The 20,471-nt window shown below is 56.9% G+C and carries 15 protein-coding genes; 6 read left to right on the top strand and 9 right to left on the bottom strand.

Annotated features, from left to right (window positions below; translation table 11 throughout):
* Positions 1-885, bottom strand: a complete 885-nt coding sequence (locus MOQ06_RS17180) for an ROK family protein (RefSeq protein WP_176609219.1) — start codon at positions 883-885, stop codon at positions 1-3.
* 166 nt (positions 886-1,051) lie between these two features.
* Here MOQ06_RS17180 and aldB point away from each other — a divergent pair, with 166 nt between their 5' ends.
* Positions 1,052-2,590, top strand: coding sequence for an aldehyde dehydrogenase AldB (gene aldB, locus MOQ06_RS17175; protein ID WP_242174105.1), 1,539 nt, complete (start codon positions 1,052-1,054; stop codon positions 2,588-2,590).
* Positions 2,591-2,672: 82 nt separating this feature from the next.
* Here the strand turns inward: aldB and MOQ06_RS17170 are convergent, their stop codons facing one another.
* Positions 2,673-4,622, bottom strand: coding sequence for a glycoside hydrolase family 127 protein (locus tag MOQ06_RS17170; RefSeq protein WP_242174103.1), 1,950 nt, complete (start codon positions 4,620-4,622; stop codon positions 2,673-2,675).
* A 10-nt stretch (positions 4,623-4,632) separates the two neighbouring features.
* Positions 4,633-6,033, bottom strand: a complete 1,401-nt coding sequence (locus MOQ06_RS17165; protein WP_176609222.1) for an MFS transporter — start codon at positions 6,031-6,033, stop codon at positions 4,633-4,635.
* Positions 6,034-6,253: 220 nt separating this feature from the next.
* Between MOQ06_RS17165 and MOQ06_RS17160 the strand changes: the two genes are divergently transcribed.
* Both MOQ06_RS17160 and MOQ06_RS17155 read left to right on the top strand, forming a co-directional pair.
* Complete coding sequence (locus MOQ06_RS17160) at positions 6,254-7,072, top strand: helix-turn-helix domain-containing protein (RefSeq protein ID WP_176609223.1); 819 nt, start codon at positions 6,254-6,256, stop codon at positions 7,070-7,072.
* A 93-nt stretch (positions 7,073-7,165) separates the two neighbouring features.
* The gene (locus MOQ06_RS17155) at positions 7,166-7,621 is read left to right on the top strand and encodes a 4Fe-4S dicluster domain-containing protein (RefSeq protein ID WP_148422486.1); all 456 of its coding nucleotides are present in this window, start codon (positions 7,166-7,168) and stop codon (positions 7,619-7,621) included.
* A 7-nt stretch (positions 7,622-7,628) separates the two neighbouring features.
* Here MOQ06_RS17155 and avtA read toward each other — a convergent pair whose 3' ends face one another.
* Together avtA and MOQ06_RS17145 are read right to left on the bottom strand one after the other, a co-directional pair.
* Entirely contained in the window at positions 7,629-8,882 is a 1,254-nt protein-coding gene (avtA, locus tag MOQ06_RS17150) for a valine--pyruvate transaminase (protein WP_242174101.1), read from the bottom strand.
* A gap of 198 nt (positions 8,883-9,080) precedes the next feature.
* Entirely contained in the window at positions 9,081-11,111 is a 2,031-nt protein-coding gene (locus MOQ06_RS17145) for an alpha-amylase (protein ID WP_242174099.1), read from the bottom strand.
* Between the two features lie 314 nt (positions 11,112-11,425).
* Here MOQ06_RS17145 and MOQ06_RS17140 point away from each other — a divergent pair, with 314 nt between their 5' ends.
* The gene (locus MOQ06_RS17140) at positions 11,426-12,250 is read left to right on the top strand and encodes a protein bax (protein ID WP_148422489.1); all 825 of its coding nucleotides are present in this window, start codon (positions 11,426-11,428) and stop codon (positions 12,248-12,250) included.
* Positions 12,251-12,285: 35 nt separating this feature from the next.
* Here the strand turns inward: MOQ06_RS17140 and xylR are convergent, their stop codons facing one another.
* The 4 genes from xylR to xylF all read right to left on the bottom strand — a co-directional run bounded on the left by xylR (position 12,286) and on the right by xylF (position 17,264).
* Positions 12,286-13,464: a D-xylose utilization transcriptional activator XylR gene (gene xylR, locus MOQ06_RS17135; RefSeq protein ID WP_148422490.1), complete on the bottom strand. Its 1,179-nt coding sequence runs from the start codon at positions 13,462-13,464 to the stop codon at positions 12,286-12,288.
* Between the two features lie 34 nt (positions 13,465-13,498).
* Positions 13,499-14,680, bottom strand: a complete 1,182-nt coding sequence (gene xylH, locus MOQ06_RS17130; RefSeq protein WP_148422491.1) for a xylose ABC transporter permease XylH — start codon at positions 14,678-14,680, stop codon at positions 13,499-13,501.
* Entirely contained in the window at positions 14,658-16,199 is a 1,542-nt protein-coding gene (locus tag MOQ06_RS17125; RefSeq protein ID WP_242174097.1) for a xylose ABC transporter ATP-binding protein, read from the bottom strand. The genes xylH and MOQ06_RS17125 overlap by 23 nt, the downstream gene beginning before the upstream one ends.
* A 72-nt stretch (positions 16,200-16,271) precedes the next feature.
* A complete protein-coding gene (gene xylF / locus MOQ06_RS17120) occupies positions 16,272-17,264 on the bottom strand; it encodes a D-xylose ABC transporter substrate-binding protein (RefSeq protein ID WP_176609227.1) in 993 nt (330 codons plus the stop codon).
* Between the two features lie 370 nt (positions 17,265-17,634).
* On the opposite strand from xylF, the gene xylA reads away from it, so the two are divergent.
* Complete coding sequence (xylA, locus tag MOQ06_RS17115; protein WP_148422505.1) at positions 17,635-18,957, top strand: xylose isomerase; 1,323 nt, start codon at positions 17,635-17,637, stop codon at positions 18,955-18,957.
* Between the two features lie 58 nt (positions 18,958-19,015).
* Complete coding sequence (gene xylB / locus MOQ06_RS17110; protein WP_242174094.1) at positions 19,016-20,470, top strand: xylulokinase; 1,455 nt, start codon at positions 19,016-19,018, stop codon at positions 20,468-20,470.
* Position 20,471: the final 1 nt, after the last annotated feature.

The raw sequence follows: 20,471 nt of genomic DNA, 5'->3' as shown, positions 1-20,471 counted from the left end.
CTAAGCGCTGCGCGCCTGCTTCTGTTTAGCCAGCCAGACCGCGCCCAGCCTTCCCGCCTGGTTACCCAGCTCGCAGGGGAGGATGGGCACCCGGAGCGCTTCCCACTCCTCGAATCGCTGTAGATATTTGTCCAGCAGGAGATAGATTTTCTCCTGCTCGCTAATGCCGCCGCCAATCAGCACCGCCTGCGGATCGAACATGGAGATCACGCTGTAAACGCCGCGCGAAAGACAGTGCGCCCACTCTTCAATGGCCTCGCGCAGGTGCACGTCGCTGTCCATGCGCTTAAACAGCTCCTCACCGTCAGGCATTTCGTCCTCCGACACGGCCAGCGCGCGGCGGCAGGCTTTCATCAGGCCGCTGGCAGACGCCACTTCATGCATCGGCTCGCCCTCATTGCCCACGGGCAGCACGCCAAATTCACCCGCCCGGTAGTGCGACCCGCGGTAGAGATCGCCCTCCATGACGATACCGCCGCCGATGCCGGTACCGATGGTGATGCAGACGAAATGCTCATAGTCTTTACCCGCGCCCTGCCAGCGCTCGCCCAGCGCCGCGCAGTTGGCGTCGTTTTCGATTGTCACAGGGAGATCGGTCAGCTCCGCGAACAGTTCGCACAGGTTTTCCCCGTCAAGGTAATCCAGCGCCCCGGCCTTAGCCGCTTCGCCGGTGTGGTGATTGATATGCCCTGGAAAGCTTACGCCGATTCCGACGATGTCATGTTCCCGGCTGTACTCATCCACCACGGCCTTCCACTTCTGTTTGAAGGTGCTTTCATCGTCAGGCGTATCATATTCATCGGATGTCAGTTCTTCGCCGTTTTCGTTAATTACGCCGTGTTTGATATGGGTTCCACCCACGTCAAAGCCGATAAATAGCTGCATTGCATCGTTCCTCATGAGCCCTTGAGCTATTAAGTATGGCTCCGGTGGCAGAAACGGAACGTAAAGTACGGTAATCCGTGATACGGCTCGTAAACCCGTTACCGACTGGCGAGAAAATCACCTGCCGGAACTACCCTTGTTGTACACCAACAGCAAGGAGACGGACATGACAAACAATCCTCCCTCATCGCGCATCCAGCCTGGCGAGTATGGTTTTCCCCTTAAGCTCAAGCCCCGCTATGACAACTTTATCGGCGGCGACTGGGTGGCACCCGTCGACGGTGAATACTATTCCAACCTGACGCCCGTCACCGGCCAGCCGCTGTGTGAAATTGCCAGCTCGGGCAAGCGGGATATCGATCTGGCGCTGGACGCGGCGCATAAGGTGAAAGATAAATGGGCGCACACCTCCGTTCAGGACAGGGCGGCCATATTGTTCAAAATCGCCGATCGCATGGAGCAGAATCTGGAGCTGCTGGCGACCGCGGAAACGTGGGACAACGGTAAGCCGATCCGGGAAACCATGGCGGCGGACGTCCCGCTGGCGATTGACCATTTCCGCTATTTTGCCTCCTGCATTCGCGCCCAGGAGGGCGGGATCAGCGAGGTGGACAGCGACACCGTGGCGTATCACTTCCACGAGCCGCTCGGCGTGGTGGGGCAAATCATTCCCTGGAATTTCCCGCTGCTGATGGCGAGCTGGAAGATGGCCCCGGCGCTGGCGGCGGGGAACTGCGTTGTGCTGAAGCCCGCACGCTTAACGCCGCTTTCGGTGCTGCTGCTGATGGAGGTGATTGGCGACCTGTTGCCGCCGGGGGTCATCAACGTGGTCAACGGGGCCGGGGGAGAGATTGGCGAGTATCTGGCAACCTCAAAACGTATCGCCAAAGTGGCGTTCACCGGCTCAACGGAAGTGGGCCAGCAGATCATGCAGTACGCGACGCAAAACATCATTCCGGTCACGCTGGAGCTGGGCGGCAAATCGCCAAACATCTTCTTTGCCGACGTGATGGATGAAGAAGATGCCTTCTTCGACAAGGCGCTGGAAGGGTTTGCGCTGTTTGCCTTTAACCAGGGCGAAGTCTGTACCTGCCCGAGCCGCGCGCTGGTGCAGGAGTCCATTTATGAGCGCTTTATGGAGCGGGCAATCAGGCGCGTGGAGTCGATTCGCAGCGGTAACCCGCTCGATAACGTCACCCAGATGGGGGCGCAGGTATCGCATGGCCAGCTGGAAACCATCCTCAACTACATCGATATTGGTAAGAATGAGGGCGCCGACGTTCTGACCGGCGGCCGCCGCAAGATGCTGGGCGGCGATTTACAGGAAGGCTACTACCTTGAGCCGACCATCCTGTTCGGTAAAAACAACATGCGTGTTTTCCAGGAGGAAATTTTTGGGCCGGTGCTGGCCGTAACCACCTTCAAAACGATGGAGGAGGCGCTGGAGATCGCCAACGACACGCAGTACGGCCTGGGGGCGGGCGTCTGGAGCCGTAACGGTAATCTGGCCTATAAGATGGGGCGCGGCATTCAGGCCGGACGCGTATGGACCAACTGCTACCACGCCTATCCGGCTCACGCGGCGTTTGGCGGGTACAAGCAGTCGGGCATCGGACGAGAAACCCATAAGATGATGCTGGAACATTACCAGCAGACCAAATGCCTGCTGGTGAGCTACTCCGATAAACCGCTGGGGCTGTTTTAAACTTCCGGCTCAGGCCGTCCGCGAACGGCCTGGGCTGGCGTACTCCTTCTCCCGAGGGGTGAGGGCAACAGGCCGCAGCTGTTCAGCCTTCATTAACCCATATGCGCATTTCTCCTTCTCCCCGGTTTGCCCAGCTAAACCAGGGTATAAAGGTCAACGTCTGGGGCTGACGTTGTACCGGTGAGCGGTCGTATTGCCATAGCGCGTCGGTGTCCTTCGCGTGGTAACCGCTCCCTTCTGCCTGTATCAGTATCTTGTGCGCGAAAATGCCTTTCCCTTCAAACACCCGGAACTCGCTGTCCGAAGGCAGAGAAAGATGGTGCAGACCGGCGCCGTTATCGGCTTCCTCAAGGCAGTACACCAGCGGCCCGCGCTGAATGGCGACCTTCCCCGCCTGCTGGCGCACATGCGGGTTGCCATACACGCGGCGAACCGGCATGGGTAACGTCAGGGTCAGCGTGTCGCCTTCCTGCCAGCGTCGGTTGAGGTAAACGTAACCGCGGGATACCTCGCCTGAAAGGGCTTCTCCGTTCAGCGAAACGGCCGGTTGCGCGCACCAGTCCGGGAGCCTCAGGGCCAGCGTGTGGGTGACCGGAACAGGCGACGTTATCTCGATTTTGACCTGTTCCTGCCACGGATAGTTACCGCTAATTCGCAGCTGCAGGGTCTTATCCCCAACCGGTATGGCGACGTCGTTCCCCACGTACAGGTTGATCAACAGCGCATCCGGGCGAACGGTATAGATATAGTGTCCCAGCGAGGTCAGCACGCGGGCGATATTTGGCGGACAGCAGGCGCAGCCGAACCAGCGCTGGCGCACCGGTTTTATGTGGTCATAGATATGGTTAAACGCCAGCGTCTTCGGGTGCACTTCCAGCGGATTCACGTAAAAGAAATGCTTCCCGTCCAGCGCCATTCCACCCAGCACCGTATTGTATAGCGCGCGCTCCATGACGTCGGCGTACCGGCTGTCTGCCTCCATTTCCAGCATCCGCCGGGCAAACATCATCAGGCCAATGGAGGCGCAGCTTTCCGCGTACACCGTATCGTTGGGCAGATCGTAATCGCTGCTGAACGCCTCGCCGCTGCTTTGCGAGCCGATGCCGCCGGTAATGTACAGCTGGCGCTGGGCCATATTGTTCCACAGCCGCAGGCAGTCCTGGCGTTTATCCTCGTCGTTGCTCAGGCGCGCCAGGTGCGCCATGCCCGCCATCAGATAGACAAAACGCACGGCGTGGCCGATGGCCGTTTGTTGTTCCGCAAGCGGCTGATGCGCCTGGCTATAGGCTTTGTCGTTAACCATCCACGCCGGTCCATAGGTGTTCCAGTACGACGTTCTGCCGCGCTTCTCGTATTCGATATCGTAGAAGTGAGGCTGCGCGCCGCGTTCCTCAATAAAATATTTCACCAGACTGAGGTAACGAGATTCCTGCGTGACGTCGTACAGCCGCATCAGCGCCAGCTCGATTTCCGGATGGCCCGGATAGCCGTGCAGCTGGCTGTCACCAGGGCCAAACACGCTGTCGATATGGTCCGCCAGCCTGCACGCCACGTCCAGCAGGTCGCGCTTACCGGTTCCCTGAAACCAGGCCACGCCCGCCTCAATCATATGTCCGGCGCAATACAGTTCATGGCATTCGGCCAGATTGGTCCAGCGCGCTTCGGGGGCTTTCACCGTAAAGTAGGTGTTGAGGTAGCCATCTTCACACTGTGCCGCCGCGACCAGTTTAATTACCTCGTCGGCGGTTTTTTCCAGCTCTGCGTCGGGCTTCTGGCACAGCGACCACGCCACGGCTTCCAGCCATTTCGCCACGTCGCTGTCCTGAAATACCATTCCGTAGAACTCTCCCTGTTCCAGACCGGCCGCTATGCGGAAGTTGGTGATGGCGTGGCTGGGCTCGGCCTCCGCCACCTGGTCGTTCAGCGCATCCCACTGGTAGGGGATCACCACATCGCGAACCAGGCGTTGATACTGACCAAGAAACGGGTCGTTGATTTTCAGCTTGTGCAGGTCGGCTTCCATTATGGACATATCGTTCTCCTCAGGACGGTACATGACGCTGGCGCAGGTCGGTAGCAATGCGCGACATCATGGGATTGTTAAGCCTGCACCGACGGATAGCGAACGCCAGCAGCAGGTGGAAAAGGGCAGGGAGCAGCGTCTCCATGGCGGTTATGCCCTGCAGTGAGGCTGGCGTCTGGTTGCCGGTGCCTGGCTGGTAGGCCACGGCGATGAAAACCAGGCTGATGATCCCGGCGCTGGATGCCCACGCGAGCTTGATGAAAAACAGGTTGAAGGCGAAGTTCATTCCCGATGAGCGCACGCCGGTTTTCCATTCGCCGTAGTCGTCCGCAAAGGCCATTAGCGAGAAGTGCAGCGGCAGGGTGAAGCCCAGGATCACGCCGTTGCTTAAGATGACGATCAGCCAGAGCGTCTGGTGCGCCGGACCACCCGGCAGGAACCACATACCTGCCGCAAGTGCGGCGAGCACAAGGTTGGTGCGGTAGTAGAGTTTGACGGTATCAATACGGCGCGACAGCGGGTTAACGATCACCGCGCCCAGAATGGCGGCAAACGTCACCATGGTGAAAAACAGCGAGGTATACGCCGTACTGCCCTGGAGAACGTAGGTAATGAAGTACATATACCCGCCGCCTCGAATATTGAAGACGTTAATCAGCAGGAACGACATTACCAGCATCAGCAGCAGCTGATCGTTCTTACGCAGGCCCGCCAGGTGCTCGCGCAGCGTGAATTTACCCATCAGCGCCAGCGGGACGCGCTCGCGCACCCAGCAGAAGCAGCACAGGAACATCACCACGGCGATGGCGCACAGCACGCCAACACCCAGCTGATAGCCCCGAGCGGCATTGCCCTGACCAAGCTCCGCCACCAGCCACGGCAGACCAACGGAGACCAGAAACCCCGCCACGCCGCACAGCACAAAACGCCATGACTGGCAGGAGATCACCTCGTTATGGCGAGTGGTCATGGTGTTGATCAGGGCGCAGTACGGCACGTTGATGGCGGTATAGCCTACAGACAGCAGTAAATAGGTGCCGAACGCCCAGGCGATTTTCACCCCCATGCTGGCTTCCGGAACGGTGAAGGTCAGTACGCCGACGATCCCGATGGGCAACGCAACCCACAGCTGCCAGGGGCGAAAACGTCCCCAGCGGCTCTGGGTGCGGTCAGCAATCACGCCCATCACCGGATCGGAAATAGCGTCGAATACCCGCAGGGCAATGAACAGCGTGCCGACGAGCGCGGGAGTCAGGCCGAAAACATCGGTATAGAAAAAGGTCAGAAAATTCATGATCAGGCAGGTAATTACCGTTCCGCCCGCGTCGCCCAGGCCGTAGCCAATTTTTTCGCGGACTGACAGCCGGTCATCGACCGTCTGTTTGGCAACTTCTGCGTCTGTAATCGGTGTGGAAGTCATGGGGTAACTCCTCGTTAACGATTTTTATCGTATTTGTAGGTACCCCATTTATTCTGCATCCAACGGGCAGACCAACAAGGGAAGGGAAAAGTATAAAAAGGTGACGATTCCGACCTTGTGATAAAAGTGTGAGTTTGATCGAGCCGTTAAGCTGATATTTATTAATAATCAAGGAATAAAGGCAATATTCACCCTCATAAAAGCGGAAAAATGAATATCCATGCTTAATTTATCCATAGCGCTTCCGATTAAGGTACAAAATGGCGGGTTATTTATATCCCGGGGCGTGGGGCGTCATCCTGCCCGGAAATTAACCTCCTGGGAGATTATTTTTGTCGAAAAAGGGACATTAACGATCCAGGAGGAGAATACGCAGTTTCAGGTTAACGCCGGAGAGAGTTTATTGCTCTGGCCGCAGCGACGGCACGTGGGCGTGGAGGATTTTCCCGAGGAACTGAAATTTTACTGGCTGCACTTTGAGGTGGATGAACGATTTCCCGCATTGCCGAACGCGGCGCCGCTGGCGATAGAACAACACTGTAACGTGCGCGATCCCGATTATGTCATAGCGTTATTTCGTCAGTTTTTAAGCGAGCAGGAAAAATTACATCGCAGTCAGGCGCTGGAGATGATGTTGCTGTTAATTTTGCAGCAAATATCGCTCTCGCCGGGATATGAAGACAACGCGGATGACGCGGGAGCGGCAATAGCGTGGAAGGCCAGGCAGCTTATCCGCACGCAATTTCATTTGCCTATGTCTACCTCGCAGCTGGCAAAAGCGCTGCACTGCAATGCGGATTATCTGGGGCGCGTATTTCGCCGGACATTCCATTTAACGCTGACGGAGGCCATCCATCGCCAGCGCGTCAGGGCGGCGGAAAAGCTGTTGCTGAACGATGCGGCCTCGTTAACCGAGGTGGCAGCCCGCTGCGGCTTTAATGACGTGGGCTATTTTCGGCAAATCTTCTCGAAGCATACCGGCTTAACCCCCGCCGTCTGGAAACGACGGTACTGTAAGGAACATATTAATTCCGGCTGAGCGCCTCCTCTTTGACCCATAACACCTTCGCTGCCTCAGACCTTTTGTAAGATGTGCGCAGAACCGGGTTTTACTGCACGCGAGGCGTAACTGATGAACCGATTTATCCTGGCGGATCCTGAAAAATGCATCGGGTGCCGCACCTGTGAAGTGGCTTGCATGATGTCGCACCAGGATGCCGCTGCGCCGGATGCATTGACGTCCCGCATCAGGGTAGTTAAGGGTGGCACTTTCACTACGGCCGTGGGCTGCCATCAGTGCGAGGATGCGCCCTGTGCAAATGTCTGCCCGACGGGGGCAATTCGCCGCACCGCGGGAGCCTGGCTGGTGGATCAGGCGCGCTGTATCGGCTGTAAAAGCTGTATGGTGGCGTGCCCGTTCGGAGCGATGCAGGTTCGGTACGTGGCGGAACGCGCTCGGGCGCTGAAATGTGATTTATGCGCGCATCGCGAGGGCGGGCCCGCCTGCGTTGAAGCCTGTCCTACCCGCGCGTTGAGCTGCGTCGACCCTGCCAGATTACGCGCTGAACGGCTGCGTAATCTGGCCTGAGGTCTGATTAACCGGCCTCGCGCCAGGCGTTTTCAATCTCTTCGGCGAGAATTTTCACGCCCGCTTCAATTTTTTCCGGGTCCGGGACGTAGTTCATGCGCATGCACTGATGCGTGTGCGGCCACGGCTTATCCAGCCCGGGGAAGAAGTAATCCCCCGGCACCATCAGCACGCCACGCTTTTTCAGGCGCTGATAGAGCAGTTCCGTCGTAATCGGCAGATCTTTAAACCACAGCCACAGGAAAATCGCCCCTTCCGGTTTGTGGATCAGGCAGCGCTCTTCCGGTAAATAGCGGCGCAGGATAGCGATGGTTTCCTGAACGCGCTGAGAGTAAAACGGCTTAATCACCTCATTCGACAGGCGCAGCAGGTCGTTACGCTTGATCATTTCGCACATCATCGCCGGGCCGATCCCGCCAGGAGACAGGCTGATAATGCCGTTCATGTTGGTAATGGCGGTGATGATCTTTTCGTTCGCGATAATAATGCCGCAGCGGCTGCCCGGCAGGCCCAGTTTGGAAAGGCTCATGCAGAGGATGATGTTCGGGTTCCACAGCGGGCGCGCGTCGCTGAAGATAATTCCCGGGAACGGGACGCCATAGGCGTTGTCGATGACCAGCGGAATACCGTGCTGATTCGCCAGCGCATCCAGCTTCATCAGCTCCTCGTCGGTGATCACGTTGCCCGTCGGGTTGGTAGGACGCGACACGCAGATCATGCCCGTCTCTTCGCCGATATGCAGATGTTCAAAATCGACGTGGTATTTGAACTGGCCTTCCGGTAACAGCTCAATGTTCGGGCGCGCGGAGACAAACAGGTCTTCTTCGAGGCCGGAATCGGCGTAGCCGATATACTCCGGCGCCAGCGGGAACAGCACTTTTTTCGTGGTGCCGTCGGCGCGGCGTCCGGCGAACAGATTAAACAAGTAGAAAAACGCGCTCTGGCTGCCGTTTGTTAGCGCAATATTCTGTGGTTCAATATCCCAACCCAGCTCTTCCCGCAGCATCGCCGCCAGCACCGTCAGCAGTTCTGTTTTGCCCTGCGGGCCGTCGTAGTTGCACAGCGCTTCGGTCGCTTTACCGTTTTCCAGCATGTCTGCCAGCAGCGTCTGGAAGTAAGTATTCATCTCAGGAATCTGAGCCGGGTTTCCGCCGCCGAGCATGATGGCGCCTGGCGTGCGCAGCCCGTCGTTGAGGTCCTCCATCAGGCGGGTAATGCCTGAATGGCGGGTAAATTTGTCGCCGAAAAGTGAAAACGTCATAGCAGGTGATCTGTCGGGCTTATGATGAAAGGCAGTCACCATAACGCCAGCACCGTCCTGGTGCAAATCGGGAGGTGTGGTCGGATTTGTTGTTTTATCTTGTGGGTTTGGATTTGTGTAGTGAATCATTCTGGTGAAAGGCCGCGCCGTGCAGTCCCCTCTCCCTTTGGGGAGAGGGTTAGGGTGAGGGGAGGCGACCTACTGATTCCCCGCCCACACCACCATCACCTTATCGCCCTTATGTTCGCGCACAAAGCCATACCCGTCTTTCAGCGAAAGCGTGGTTTGCTTGCCTTCACCCATCGCCGGATGGCGGGCGCGGAACTGCCCCAGAAGCTGCCAGTGGGCGACGGTCAGGTCCTGTTTACCCGTTACGTCCTGCCAGTTCATATCCGAGCGGGTACCCTGTAGCGGGTCGGAGCCCGTCGGACCGAATGGCCGCTCTGATTCATCGCCGTAAAAGATCTGCACGCTTCCCGGAGCCAGCAGCAGCAGCTCAGCGGCGCGCTGGCCGCCTTCCCGGAACAGGCGCGTATCGTGCGAGGAGAGATAGCTCAGCACGTTAAAGCTTTGCAGCTTTTCGGCCATCTGCTGCCAGGTTAAATCCATATCCGCCAGGCACTCCACCGCCTTCGCGGCCTGCTCCTGATAGTCAAAGTTGATCATCGCATCGAAGCCGTGGCGATAATAATCGCTCTGCATTACGCCGTGGCCCCAGGATTCACCGGTCATCCAGAACGGCGCATTATCGAGTTTTTTGTCGGGATTGGCGGCTTTCCACGCGGCCAGCGCCTGGCTTGCCTGGTCTTTAAGCTGCTGCCAGGATCCATGCTCAACGTGTTTTGCCGTGTCGACCCGGAAACCGTCGATGCCGTAATCACGCACCCACTGGCTGAGCCAGTGGGTCAGGTAATCGCGCGGCGTAAACCCGGCTACCGCTTTTGCGCGGGTGTCGGGCTTGTGTTGATAAAAGTTGGGCAAGCCGGATGGCGTGGTCGATTCCGTTTTCAGGTCCGGAAGAAACGCCAGGGACATGGTTAAATCGTCAAAGCCGGGGTTGTCGTAATCGCCGATATCGGTGCGGATCCATTTTTTACCCCACCATTTTTCCCACGCGGCCTTATCACTGAAGTTGATATAGTCGTTGAAGCTGTGCCAGCTTTGTCCCGCGCCTGGCTTCCAGTCGGTCCAGCGTTCGCCGAGCGTTTTTTTCAGCTCATCGCCCTGCACATACAGCGCGCCAAACTGATACTCCTGCATATCCGCAAGCGTCGCATAGCCCGCGTGGTTCATGACGATGTCAAACAGGATGCGGATACCGCGCCTGTGCGCTTCATCAACAAGCTGGCGTAAATCATCTTCGCTGCCCATGTTGGCATCGAGTTTCGTCCAGTCCTGGGTGTAATAGCCGTGGTAAGCGTAGTGGGGGAAATCTCCTTTGGTTCCGCCGCCAACCCAGCCGTGGATCTGCTCCAGCGGAGAACTTATCCAGAGCGCGTTCACGCCCAACTGCTGGAGGTAATCCAGCTTGCTGGTCAGCCCCTTCAGATCGCCGCCGTGGAAGGTGCCAATCTCCTGCATCCCGTCCTTATGGCGGCCGTAGCTGTTGTCGTTGGCGGGATCGCCATTCACAAAGCGATCGGTCAGCACGAAATAGACGGTGGCGTTTTGCCAGCTGAACGGCGCGGGTTTGTCGGTTTCGGCGCGCTCAAGCAGCAGCAGGCCGTTGCTGTTCGCGGCTGGCTGGAGGGTGACTTTGCCATTCAGGACGGTTGCGGTCTGCTTGCTGTAGAAATCACGCACCACCGTTCCTTCCGGGAAGGTGTCAGCCACGTCGAGGGTGAGCGGTTTCCCGTCCCACTTCGGACACTGGCGAATGACGTTTGCGACGGGCTGCCGGGCCGCACTTTGCACCGTCAGCATCAGAGTTGGCGTTCCCGAACGCGTATCGATGCGCATCTGGTAATCACCGTCACGGAATACCCGCCACTGAGGAGGCGTGCCTTCGCACGGTTTGAGCGACAGCATTTCATTGAGCTTAATGGCGCCCGTCGGCTGCCAGCACGCGTTGTCAAGACTCAGCGTCAGCGGACGGGTACCCTTCGCAAGCGTTGCCTGACCGGTAAAGACCCCGGTACCTTCAGCGCTAAACGCGTCAAACCCCGGCGATGACCAGCCGGCATGGGCGAGTGCGGGTAATATCAGAAAAGCTAATGCAGTGCGTTTCATTCCATTTTCCTGTCGCGGCATTTTTAACCAGTGTGCCATTCGGCTCGGGGGAAAAACTCCTCCTGCGGTGCTTTCTGCCGGGAGGACGCGAAGGGATGAGTGATCCCGCGCAAATTTAGGCAGTTATCTGCGATATCGCACACATTTTTTCAGTATTGATGGTTAATTGAGCACGTCCGGGATGACATAGTTTCGGAATTGGACTATTTGTATACGTGCTCTTGAGGACTATTTTTGGTATGATTTGAGATTCCGCTCTCAAATTTTTAAACAAAATAAGGTGTTGGAATGTTTATATCCGACCAGGAGACCTAATGATATCGACTCCCATTCGACGATATGGGGCCGCGATACTCATGTTACTCACCATGGCGTTTTCAGGTGAGGTGCTTGCAAAGACGCACACGGATACAACGAGTAAGAAAGCCCACGTAATAAAGACGACAAGCAGTAAGGTTAGCAGTAAACAAGAGTATTCTCGCAATAGTGCAAAGAGTAGTTCACTTCCTGATTTGCGAAAATACCCTTCCGGGACACCACGAAAAAAAGCGTTTCTCCGGACGGTAATGCCTTACATTAAAAGTCAAAATGCCGCGATTACGGCGGATCGTAACTGGCTGATCTCCAAACAGTACGATAGCCGCTGGTCGCCGTCCGAGCGCACGCGCCTGAAAGACATTGCCAAACGCTATAAGGTGAAGTGGAACGGGAACACGCGTCGCGTGCCGTGGAACTCGCTGTTAGAGCGCGTGGACATCATTCCGGGCAGTATGGTCGCGACGATGGCCGCCGCTGAAAGCGGCTGGGGCACCTCGAAGCTGGCCCGCAGCAACAACAACCTGTTTGGTATGAAATGCGCAAAAGGTCGTTGCACCAATGCGCCAGGCAAGGTGAAGGGCTATTCACAGTTTGAATCGGTTAAAGATTCCGTACATGCCTATGTGGTGAATCTGAACACCCACCCGGCCTACTCTTCGTTCCGTAAGTCGCGCGCGCAGCTGCGTAAGGCGGATCAGGAAGTGACGGCTACGGCGATGATCCACAAGCTGAAAGGTTATTCCACCCAGGGACAGCGTTACAACAACTACCTGTTCTCAATGTACCAGGATAACCAGCGTCTGATTGCCGCGCATATGTAATGAAAAACGCCTTCCATCGGAAGGCGTTCTTATTTCTAAAGCAGGACTTCGCTGTACCGTTCACGGTACTCTTTCGGCGTGGTGTCATACTCTTTCCTGAACACCGAATAGAAATACTGTAACGACGGGTAGCCGCACATCTGTGAAATCTCGTTAATCGACAGTGAGGTGGAGATCAGCAGACTGCGAGCTTTCTCCAGCTTTTCCGCATGAATAACGGCGTGGATCGTCTCGCCCACTTCCTCCTTGAACCGCTTCTCGAGATTCGAACGTGAAATGCCGACCGAATCCAGCACCTGATCGACCTTAATCCCTTTGCAGGCGTGGTTACGAATGTAGTGCATCGCCTGAATCACGGCCGGATCGTTTAACGAACGGTAGTCGGTTGAACGACGCTCCACGACCCGAACGGGCGGAACCAGCTGCCGCTGAAGCGGCAGGGACTCGTTGTCTAACAGCCTGTGCAGCAGCTTCGCGGCCTGATAGCCCATCTGACGGGTACCCTGCGCCACCGATGAGAGCGCCACGCGAGACAGATAGCGCGTAAGCTCCTCGTTATCGATACCAATCACGCACAGCTTTTCAGGCACCGGAATGTGCAAATGTTCGCATACCTGCAGTACGTGGCGGGCGCGGGCGTCCGTCACGGCGATAATTCCGGTCTGCGGCGGCAGCGTTTGCAGCCAGTCAGCCAGCCGGTTTTGCGCGTGCTGCCAGTTTTCTGGTGCGGTTTCCAGCCCCTGATACACCACGCCGCGGTACTTCTCCTGAGCCACCAGCTGGCAGAAGGCATATTCACGCTCCATCGCCCAGCGCTTTCCGCTGGTGGCGGGCAGCCCGTAAAACGCAAAACGATGTACGCCTTTCTCTTTTAGATGGAGAAAGGCGGCCTCGACCAGGGCGTGGTTGTCCGTGGCGATGTAATGGACGGGGGGATAATGTTCCGGCGAATGGTAGGAGCCGCCAACGCCCACGATAGGGACGTCGACGCCGTTGAGCAGCTGCTCAATCACGGGATCGTCAAAGTCAGCGATGACCCCATCTCCCAGCCAGTCTTTAATGTTCTCCAGACGGGTGCGGAAATCTTCTTCGATGAAAATATCCCATTCAGATTGCGACGCCTGCAAATATTCACCAACCCCTTCAACCACCTGGCGGTCATAGGCTTTATTGGCATTGAATAACAACGTAATGCGGTGACGCTTTTCAAACATGGTTCACTTTCCCAAATTAGTCACGATACTGTTATCAGGCGCGCCGCTTGGTGGCAGAGTCCATCCAGACTGCCAGCAAAAGAATGGCACCCTTGACGATATACTGCCAAAACGTCGGCACGTCCATCATACTCATCCCGTTATCCAGCGAAGCCATAATAAATGCGCCCATTACCGCCCCCGCCACGCTGCCAATACCCCCGGCAAGGCTGGTTCCGCCAATCACGCAGGCGGCGATGGCATCCAGCTCGGCAATATTACCGGCGGAGGGGGAACCCGCGCCCAGACGCGAGCTAAGGATTAGCCCGGCGATGGCCACCATCAGCCCGTTAATGGCAAAGACGGCGAGTTTGGTGCGCTCCACGTTGATGCCCGACAGACGCGCGGCTTCAAGATTGCCGCCGATGGCATAAATACGGCGACCGAAGGCGGTACGTGTGGCCATAAACATCCCACCTAACAGCAACAGCGCCAGCAGCAGAACGGGCGTCGGGACACCGCGATAATCGTTCAGCAGCCAGATGGCCCCCAGCACAATTACGGCGGTAAGCGCCTGACGGCCAACAACCGAGGTTGAAGCAGGGGAGGCCAGTCCCAGCGCCTGACGACGCATGCGTCCACGCCATTGCCACGCGATAAACGCCATCATCCCAACCACGCCGATCGTAAAGCCGACCCCGTCTGAGAGGTAGCTTTGGCCGATCTGGGACATGGAGGCGCTGGTGGGGGAGACGGTGGTGCCGTTGGTAATACCAATCAAAATGCCGCGGAAGGCCAGCATCCCCGCTAAGGTGACGATAAACGACGGGACTTTACGGTAGGCCACCCACCAGCCATTCCATGCCCCAAGCAGCAGGCCCAGCACCAGCGTCACCGCAATCGTCAGCGGCAGCGGCCAGCCGAGCCAGACGTCAAAGATGGCCGCCACGCCGCCGAGCAGGCCCATCATCGATCCTACCGACAGGTCAATTTCCGCGGAGATAATGACGAATACCATCCCCACCGCCAGGATGCCGGTGATAGCGGTCTGACGCAGCAGGTTTGAGATGTTACGCGCGCTCAAATAGGAGCCATCGGTCATCCAGGTAAAGAACAACATGATGACGATAATGGCTGCAATCATCACAAAAACTTGCAGATTCAGCGATTTAAGTCCTGCGAACGCACCGGGCGTCGGAACAGCGACTTTGATATCAGACGGGTTGCTTTTCGACATGGCGTTCGCTCCTTAAGGCAGCTTCCATCACCTGCTCCTGCGTCAGGTTCTGGTTGTTCAGGTTGGCTTTGAGTTTCCCTTCGTGCATGACCAGCACGCGGTCGCTCAGCCCCAGCACTTCCGGCAATTCAGACGAGATGACAATGACGGCAATCCCTTGCTGCACGAGCTGGTTGATCAGCTTGTAGATTTCATACTTCGCGCCGATATCGATCCCGCGGGTGGGTTCATCCAGGATTAAAATGCGCGGATTAAGCAGCAGGCAGCGCGCCAGAATGGCCTTCTGCTGGTTGCCGCCGCTCAGGCGCCCTATCGCCAGCTCCGGTGAGGACGTTTTCACCTTAAGCCTGGCGAGCGACTGGAGAATACACTGCTGTTCTGCGGCATCATCCAGGCTGCTCAGCGCGCCGGTAAACTGGTCGAGTGCCGCCAGCGTGATATTTTTTCCCACCGCCATCACCGGCACGATGCCGTCTTTTTTGCGGTCTTCAGGCACCATGGCAATGCCTTTGGCAATGGCCTGCTGGCAGCTGTCGATTTTCACCGGCTGGCCGTCGATATAGATTGTGCCTTCCCAGCGTCCGGGCCAGACGCCAAACAGACACTGCACGGCCTCGGTCCGTCCGGCACCCACTAAACCCGCAATGCCGAGGATTTCGCCGCGGTGCAGCGAGAAGGAGATATTGTTTACGCGTCTGATGTGGCGGTTGACGGGGTGCCACGCCGTCAGGTTTTCCACGCGCAGGATCTCTTCGCCGATGGCGTGCGGTTCGTTGGGGTACAGCGCGGTCAGTTCGCGGCCTACCATCATGGTGATGATGTCATCCTCACTCATGCCTTCCGCTTCACGGGTGCCGATGTGCTGCCCGTCGCGGATCACGCAGATGGTGTCTGAAATGGCCTTGACCTCGTTGAGCTTGTGCGAAATATAGATGCAGGCGATGCCGTGATGTTGCAGGTCGCGGATGATGTTGAGCAGTACGGCGGTTTCCTGTTCGGTGAGCGAGGCGGTCGGCTCATCGAGGATCAGCAGGCGTACCTGTTTATTGAGCGCCTTGGCAATCTCCACCAGCTGCTGCTGGCCCAGACCCAGGTCGCCTACGCGGGTATCCGGTGAAATGGTAAGGCTCACCTGCGCCAGCAGCTTTTCGCAGCGCAGCGTCATGGTGTCGTAATCCAGCACGCCATGGCGCGAGAGCTCGGCCCCGAGGAAGATATTTTCCAGCACGGTAAGGTGCTTCACCAGCGCCAGCTCCTGGTGAATGATGGCGATGCCCTTACGCTCGGTATCGCGAATGTGCGTGGCCTGGAGCACCTCACCGGCAAAAACGATTTCGCCCTCGTAGCTGCCGTGCGGGTAGATCCCACACAACACTTTCATCAGGGTGGATTTCCCCGAGCCATTTTCGCCGCACAGGGAGAGTACCTCGCCAGCGTTCAGGCGCAGGCTTACATTGTCGACGGCTTTCACCGCCCCGAAGGCTTTGGTGATGCTTTTCATTTCAAGTAAATAAGACATAACTGCTCCACATAGCCCGACAGATGAACAGGGCAGAACGATGCGCCCCTGCCGGGCAGGGGCTGCGCTGGATTACAGTTCACTCTTCTTATGGAAACCGTCTTTTACCACCGTGGCGTCAATATTCTCTTTGTTGACTTCAATAGGGGTTAACAGGCGAGCAGGCACGTCTTTCAGGCCGTTATTTAACGTTGCATCTGCTTTAGGCTGTTGGCCATTGCCCAGCTCAACGGCAATTTCAGCGGCCGTATTGGCAAGCTCGGTGATGGGTTTATAAACCGTCATGGTCTGGGTGCCCGCGATAATGCGTTTCACACCCGCAAGGTCTGCATCCTGGCCGGAGATAGCGACTTTTCCGGCAAGCCCCTGCGCGCTCAGCGCCTGAATGGCACCCCCCGCCGTGGCATCGTTAGAGGCTACCACCGCGTCGATTTTGTTATTGTTTGCGGTTAGCGCGTTTTCCATGATTTTCAGCGCGTTTTCCGGTAACCAGCCGTCAACCCACTGGTCGCCGACGACCTTAATTTTGCCCTCGTCGATATATGGCTTAAGCACTTTCATTTGTCCCTGGCGGAACAGCTTGGCGTTGTTATCCACCGGCGAGCCGCCCATCAGGAAATAATTTCCCTGCGGCACTTTAGCCACCAGGCTTTTAGCCTGTAATTCACCGACTTTCTCATTGTCGAACGAAATATAATAATCAATATCCGCATTATTAATCATGCGGTCATAGGCCAGAACTTTTATGCCTTCCTGTTTAGCTTCTTTCACCACGTTGCTTAATACCTGGCCGTTATACGGGATAATGACCAACACATCGACGCCCCGGTTGATCATATTCTCGATTTGCGACATTTGCGTCTCTTCGTTGCCGTTAGCGGACTGAACGAACACCTCCGCACCGAGAGATTCCGCTTTTTTAACAAAGATATCGCGATCTTTTTGCCAGCGCTCCAGGCGTAAGTCGTCAATCGCCATGCCGATTTTGACCTCTTTGGCGTGCCCGGCAAAGCTTGCAAGCAGGAGAGTAGTGCAGAGCGTTAGGGTCAGGTTCTTTATCTTCATAATTATTAGGCCTTTTTGTAGGGTATGTGTAGCTGAGATAAAAGAAACGTTTACTGCTGAGACGCAGCAAATTTTTAACGTGGAAAGGCTTGCTGGCAATTACAGATTTTTATCTTCTCATTACGATATTTGGTTTATTTCTGAATTTATGACCGCGATCGGATTTTAAAAAGCGTAACCTACTAATTACATTTGATTCTGGAATATGCGCCGAAAAATAGTTTGTCTGCACATTATTTTGCGAGCCAGCGCACAGTTGTGCATTCTCTCAATAGCAGTGTGAAATAACGTAATTGAGCAACCCAAAATGTCTATTCACTATTACTCCAGAAGCAATACCACGCCGCATACCCTGATTATGGAGCTCAATATGCAAGCTTATTTCGACCAACTCGATCGCGTTCGTTTCGAAGGCACGAAAACGACCAATCCTTTAGCATTTCGTCATTACAACCCGGATGAGCTGGTGCTGGGTAAGCGCATGGAAGATCACTTGCGCTTTGCCGCCTGTTACTGGCACACCTTCTGCTGGAACGGTGCCGATATGTTCGGTGTGGGCGCTTTTGACCGCCCCTGGCAGCAGCCGGGCGAGGCCATCGAGCTGGCAAAGCGTAAAGCCGACGTCGCGTTCGAGTTCTTCCATAAGCTGAACGTGCCGTACTACTGTTTCCACGACGTGGACGTGTCGCCGGAAGGGGCGTCGCTGAAGGAGTATCTGAACAATTTTGCGCAGATGGTCGACGTGCTGGCTGAAAAACAGCAACAAAGCGGCGTGAAGCTGCTCTGGGGTACCGCTAACTGCTTTACTAACCCCCGCTACGGCGCGGGCGCGGCAACCAACCCGGACCCGGAAGTCTTTAGCTGGGCGGCTACTCAGGTCGTGACCGCAATGAACGCCACGCATCAGCTGGGTGGCGAGAACTACGTTCTCTGGGGCGGTCGCGAAGGCTATGAAACGCTGCTCAATACCGACCTGCGTCAGGAGCGCGAGCAGATTGGCCGCTTCATGCAGATGGTGGTGGATCACAAACACAAAATTGGCTTCCGCGGCACGCTGCTGATTGAGCCAAAACCGCAGGAGCCGACCAAGCATCAGTATGACTACGATGTCGCCACCGTGTATGGCTTCCTGAAGCAGTTTGGTCTGGAAAAAGAGATCAAAGTGAACATTGAGGCTAACCACGCCACCCTGGCGGGGCACTCCTTCCATCACGAAATTGCCTCTGCGATTGCGCTGGGTATCTTCGGCTCGGTGGATGCGAACCGTGGCGACCCGCAGCTGGGCTGGGACACCGACCAGTTCCCGAACAGCGTGGAAGAGAATGCGCTGGTGATGTACGAAATCGTCAAAGCGGGCGGTTTCACCACCGGCGGCCTGAACTTCGACGCCAAAGTGCGTCGCCAGAGCACCGACAAATACGATCTGTTCTACGGCCATATTGGGGCGATGGACACGATGGCGCTGGCGCTGAAAGTGGCGGCCCGTATGATTGAAGACGGAGAGCTGGATAAGCGCGTGGCGAAGCGTTACAGCGGATGGAACAGTGAGCTGGGCCAGCAAATACTGAAAGGTCAGTTATCGCTTGCGGAGATCGCGAAGTACGCTGAACAGCATCAGCTGGCGCCGCAGCATCAGAGCGGACACCAGGAGCTGCTGGAAAACCTGGTTAACCACTATCTGTTCGATAAGTAAAAACACAGGCCCGGCTCGCCGCGCGCTGCCGGGCATTTCTGTCAAAGGAGTCACCGCAATGTATATCGGGATCGATCTTGGCACGTCGGGTGTGAAAGCCATCCTGTTAAGCGAGCAGGGCGAGGTAGTCGCAACGCAGACTGAAAAGCTACAGGTTTCACGCCCGCATCCGCTGTGGTCTGAGCAGAATCCGGAGCAGTGGTGGCAGGCGACGGATCGCGCAATGAAAGCGTTGGGCGAGCAGCACAGCCTGCGCGACGTGAAAGCGCTGGGCATTGCCGGGCAAATGCATGGCGCCACGCTGCTGGATAGCCAGCACCGCGTCCTGCGCCCGGCGATTCTCTGGAATGACGGGCGCTGTGCAGAAGAGTGCGCGCTGCTTGAAGAGCGCGTGCCAACGTCCCGCGACATCACCGGCAACCTGATGATGCCCGGCTTCACAGCCCCCAAATTACTGTGGGTGCAGCGCCATGAACCCGACGTTTTCCGCCAGGTGGCGAAGGTTCTGTTGCCAAAAGACTACCTGCGTTTTCGCATGACGGGGGATTTTGCCAGCGATATGTCTGACGCCGCCGGCACCCTGTGGCTCGACGTGGCGAAACGGGACTGGAGCGAGGCGATGCTCGATGCCTGCCATCTGACGCGCGAGCACATGCCTGCGCTGTTCGAAGGCAGTGAAATAACGGGCGCTTTGCAGCCATCCATTGCGGAACGCTGGAATATGCCGGCCGTGCCGGTTGTTGCCGGCGGTGGCGATAACGCGGCGGGTGCCGTGGGCGTAGGGATGGTGGACGCAGGGCAGGCCATGCTCTCGCTCGGCACTTCTGGCGTCTATTTTGCCGTGAGTGACGGCTATCGAAGTAACCCTGAAAGTGCCGTACACAGCTTCTGCCACGCGCTGCCGGGAAAATGGCATCTGATGTCGGTGATGCTGAGCGCGGCGTCCTGCCTGGACTGGGCGGCGAAGCTCACCGGAATGGCGGACGTCCCTGCGCTTATCGCAGCGGCACAGCAGGCGGATGAAAATGCCGGTGCGGTCTGGTTTTTACCCTATCTTTCCGGCGAGCGGACACCGCACAACAATCCGGAAGCGAAAGGGGTATTCTTTGGTCTTACCCATCAGCACGGCCCGGCGGAGCTGGCGCGCGCGGTGCTTGAAGGTGTCGGTTATGCGCTGGCGGACGGAATGGATGTGGTTCATGACTGTGGCCTGAAGCCATCCAGCATTACGCTCATTGGGGGCGGTGCGCGCAGCAGCTACTGGCGGCAAATGCTTTGCGATATCAGCGGACTCACGCTGGACTACCGCACCGGGGGAGACGTCGGCCCTGCGCTCGGTGCGGCGCGACTGGCGCAAATTGCGCTTAACCCGGATAAGCCACTGAACCAGCTTTTGCCGCAGCTGCCGCTTGAACAGCAGCATCTTCCCGATGCGAAAAACCACGCCCGCTATGCCGAAAGACGGGACGTGTTCCGCAAAATCTATCAGCAGCTTTTGCCGCTAATGTCATAAA

Origin of the sequence: Enterobacter sp. I4 (genome assembly GCF_022669095.1) — a bacterium.
GTDB lineage: Bacteria > Pseudomonadota > Gammaproteobacteria > Enterobacterales > Enterobacteriaceae > Enterobacter > Enterobacter pasteurii.
This window is presented reverse-complemented; position numbering and strand designations above follow the sequence as displayed.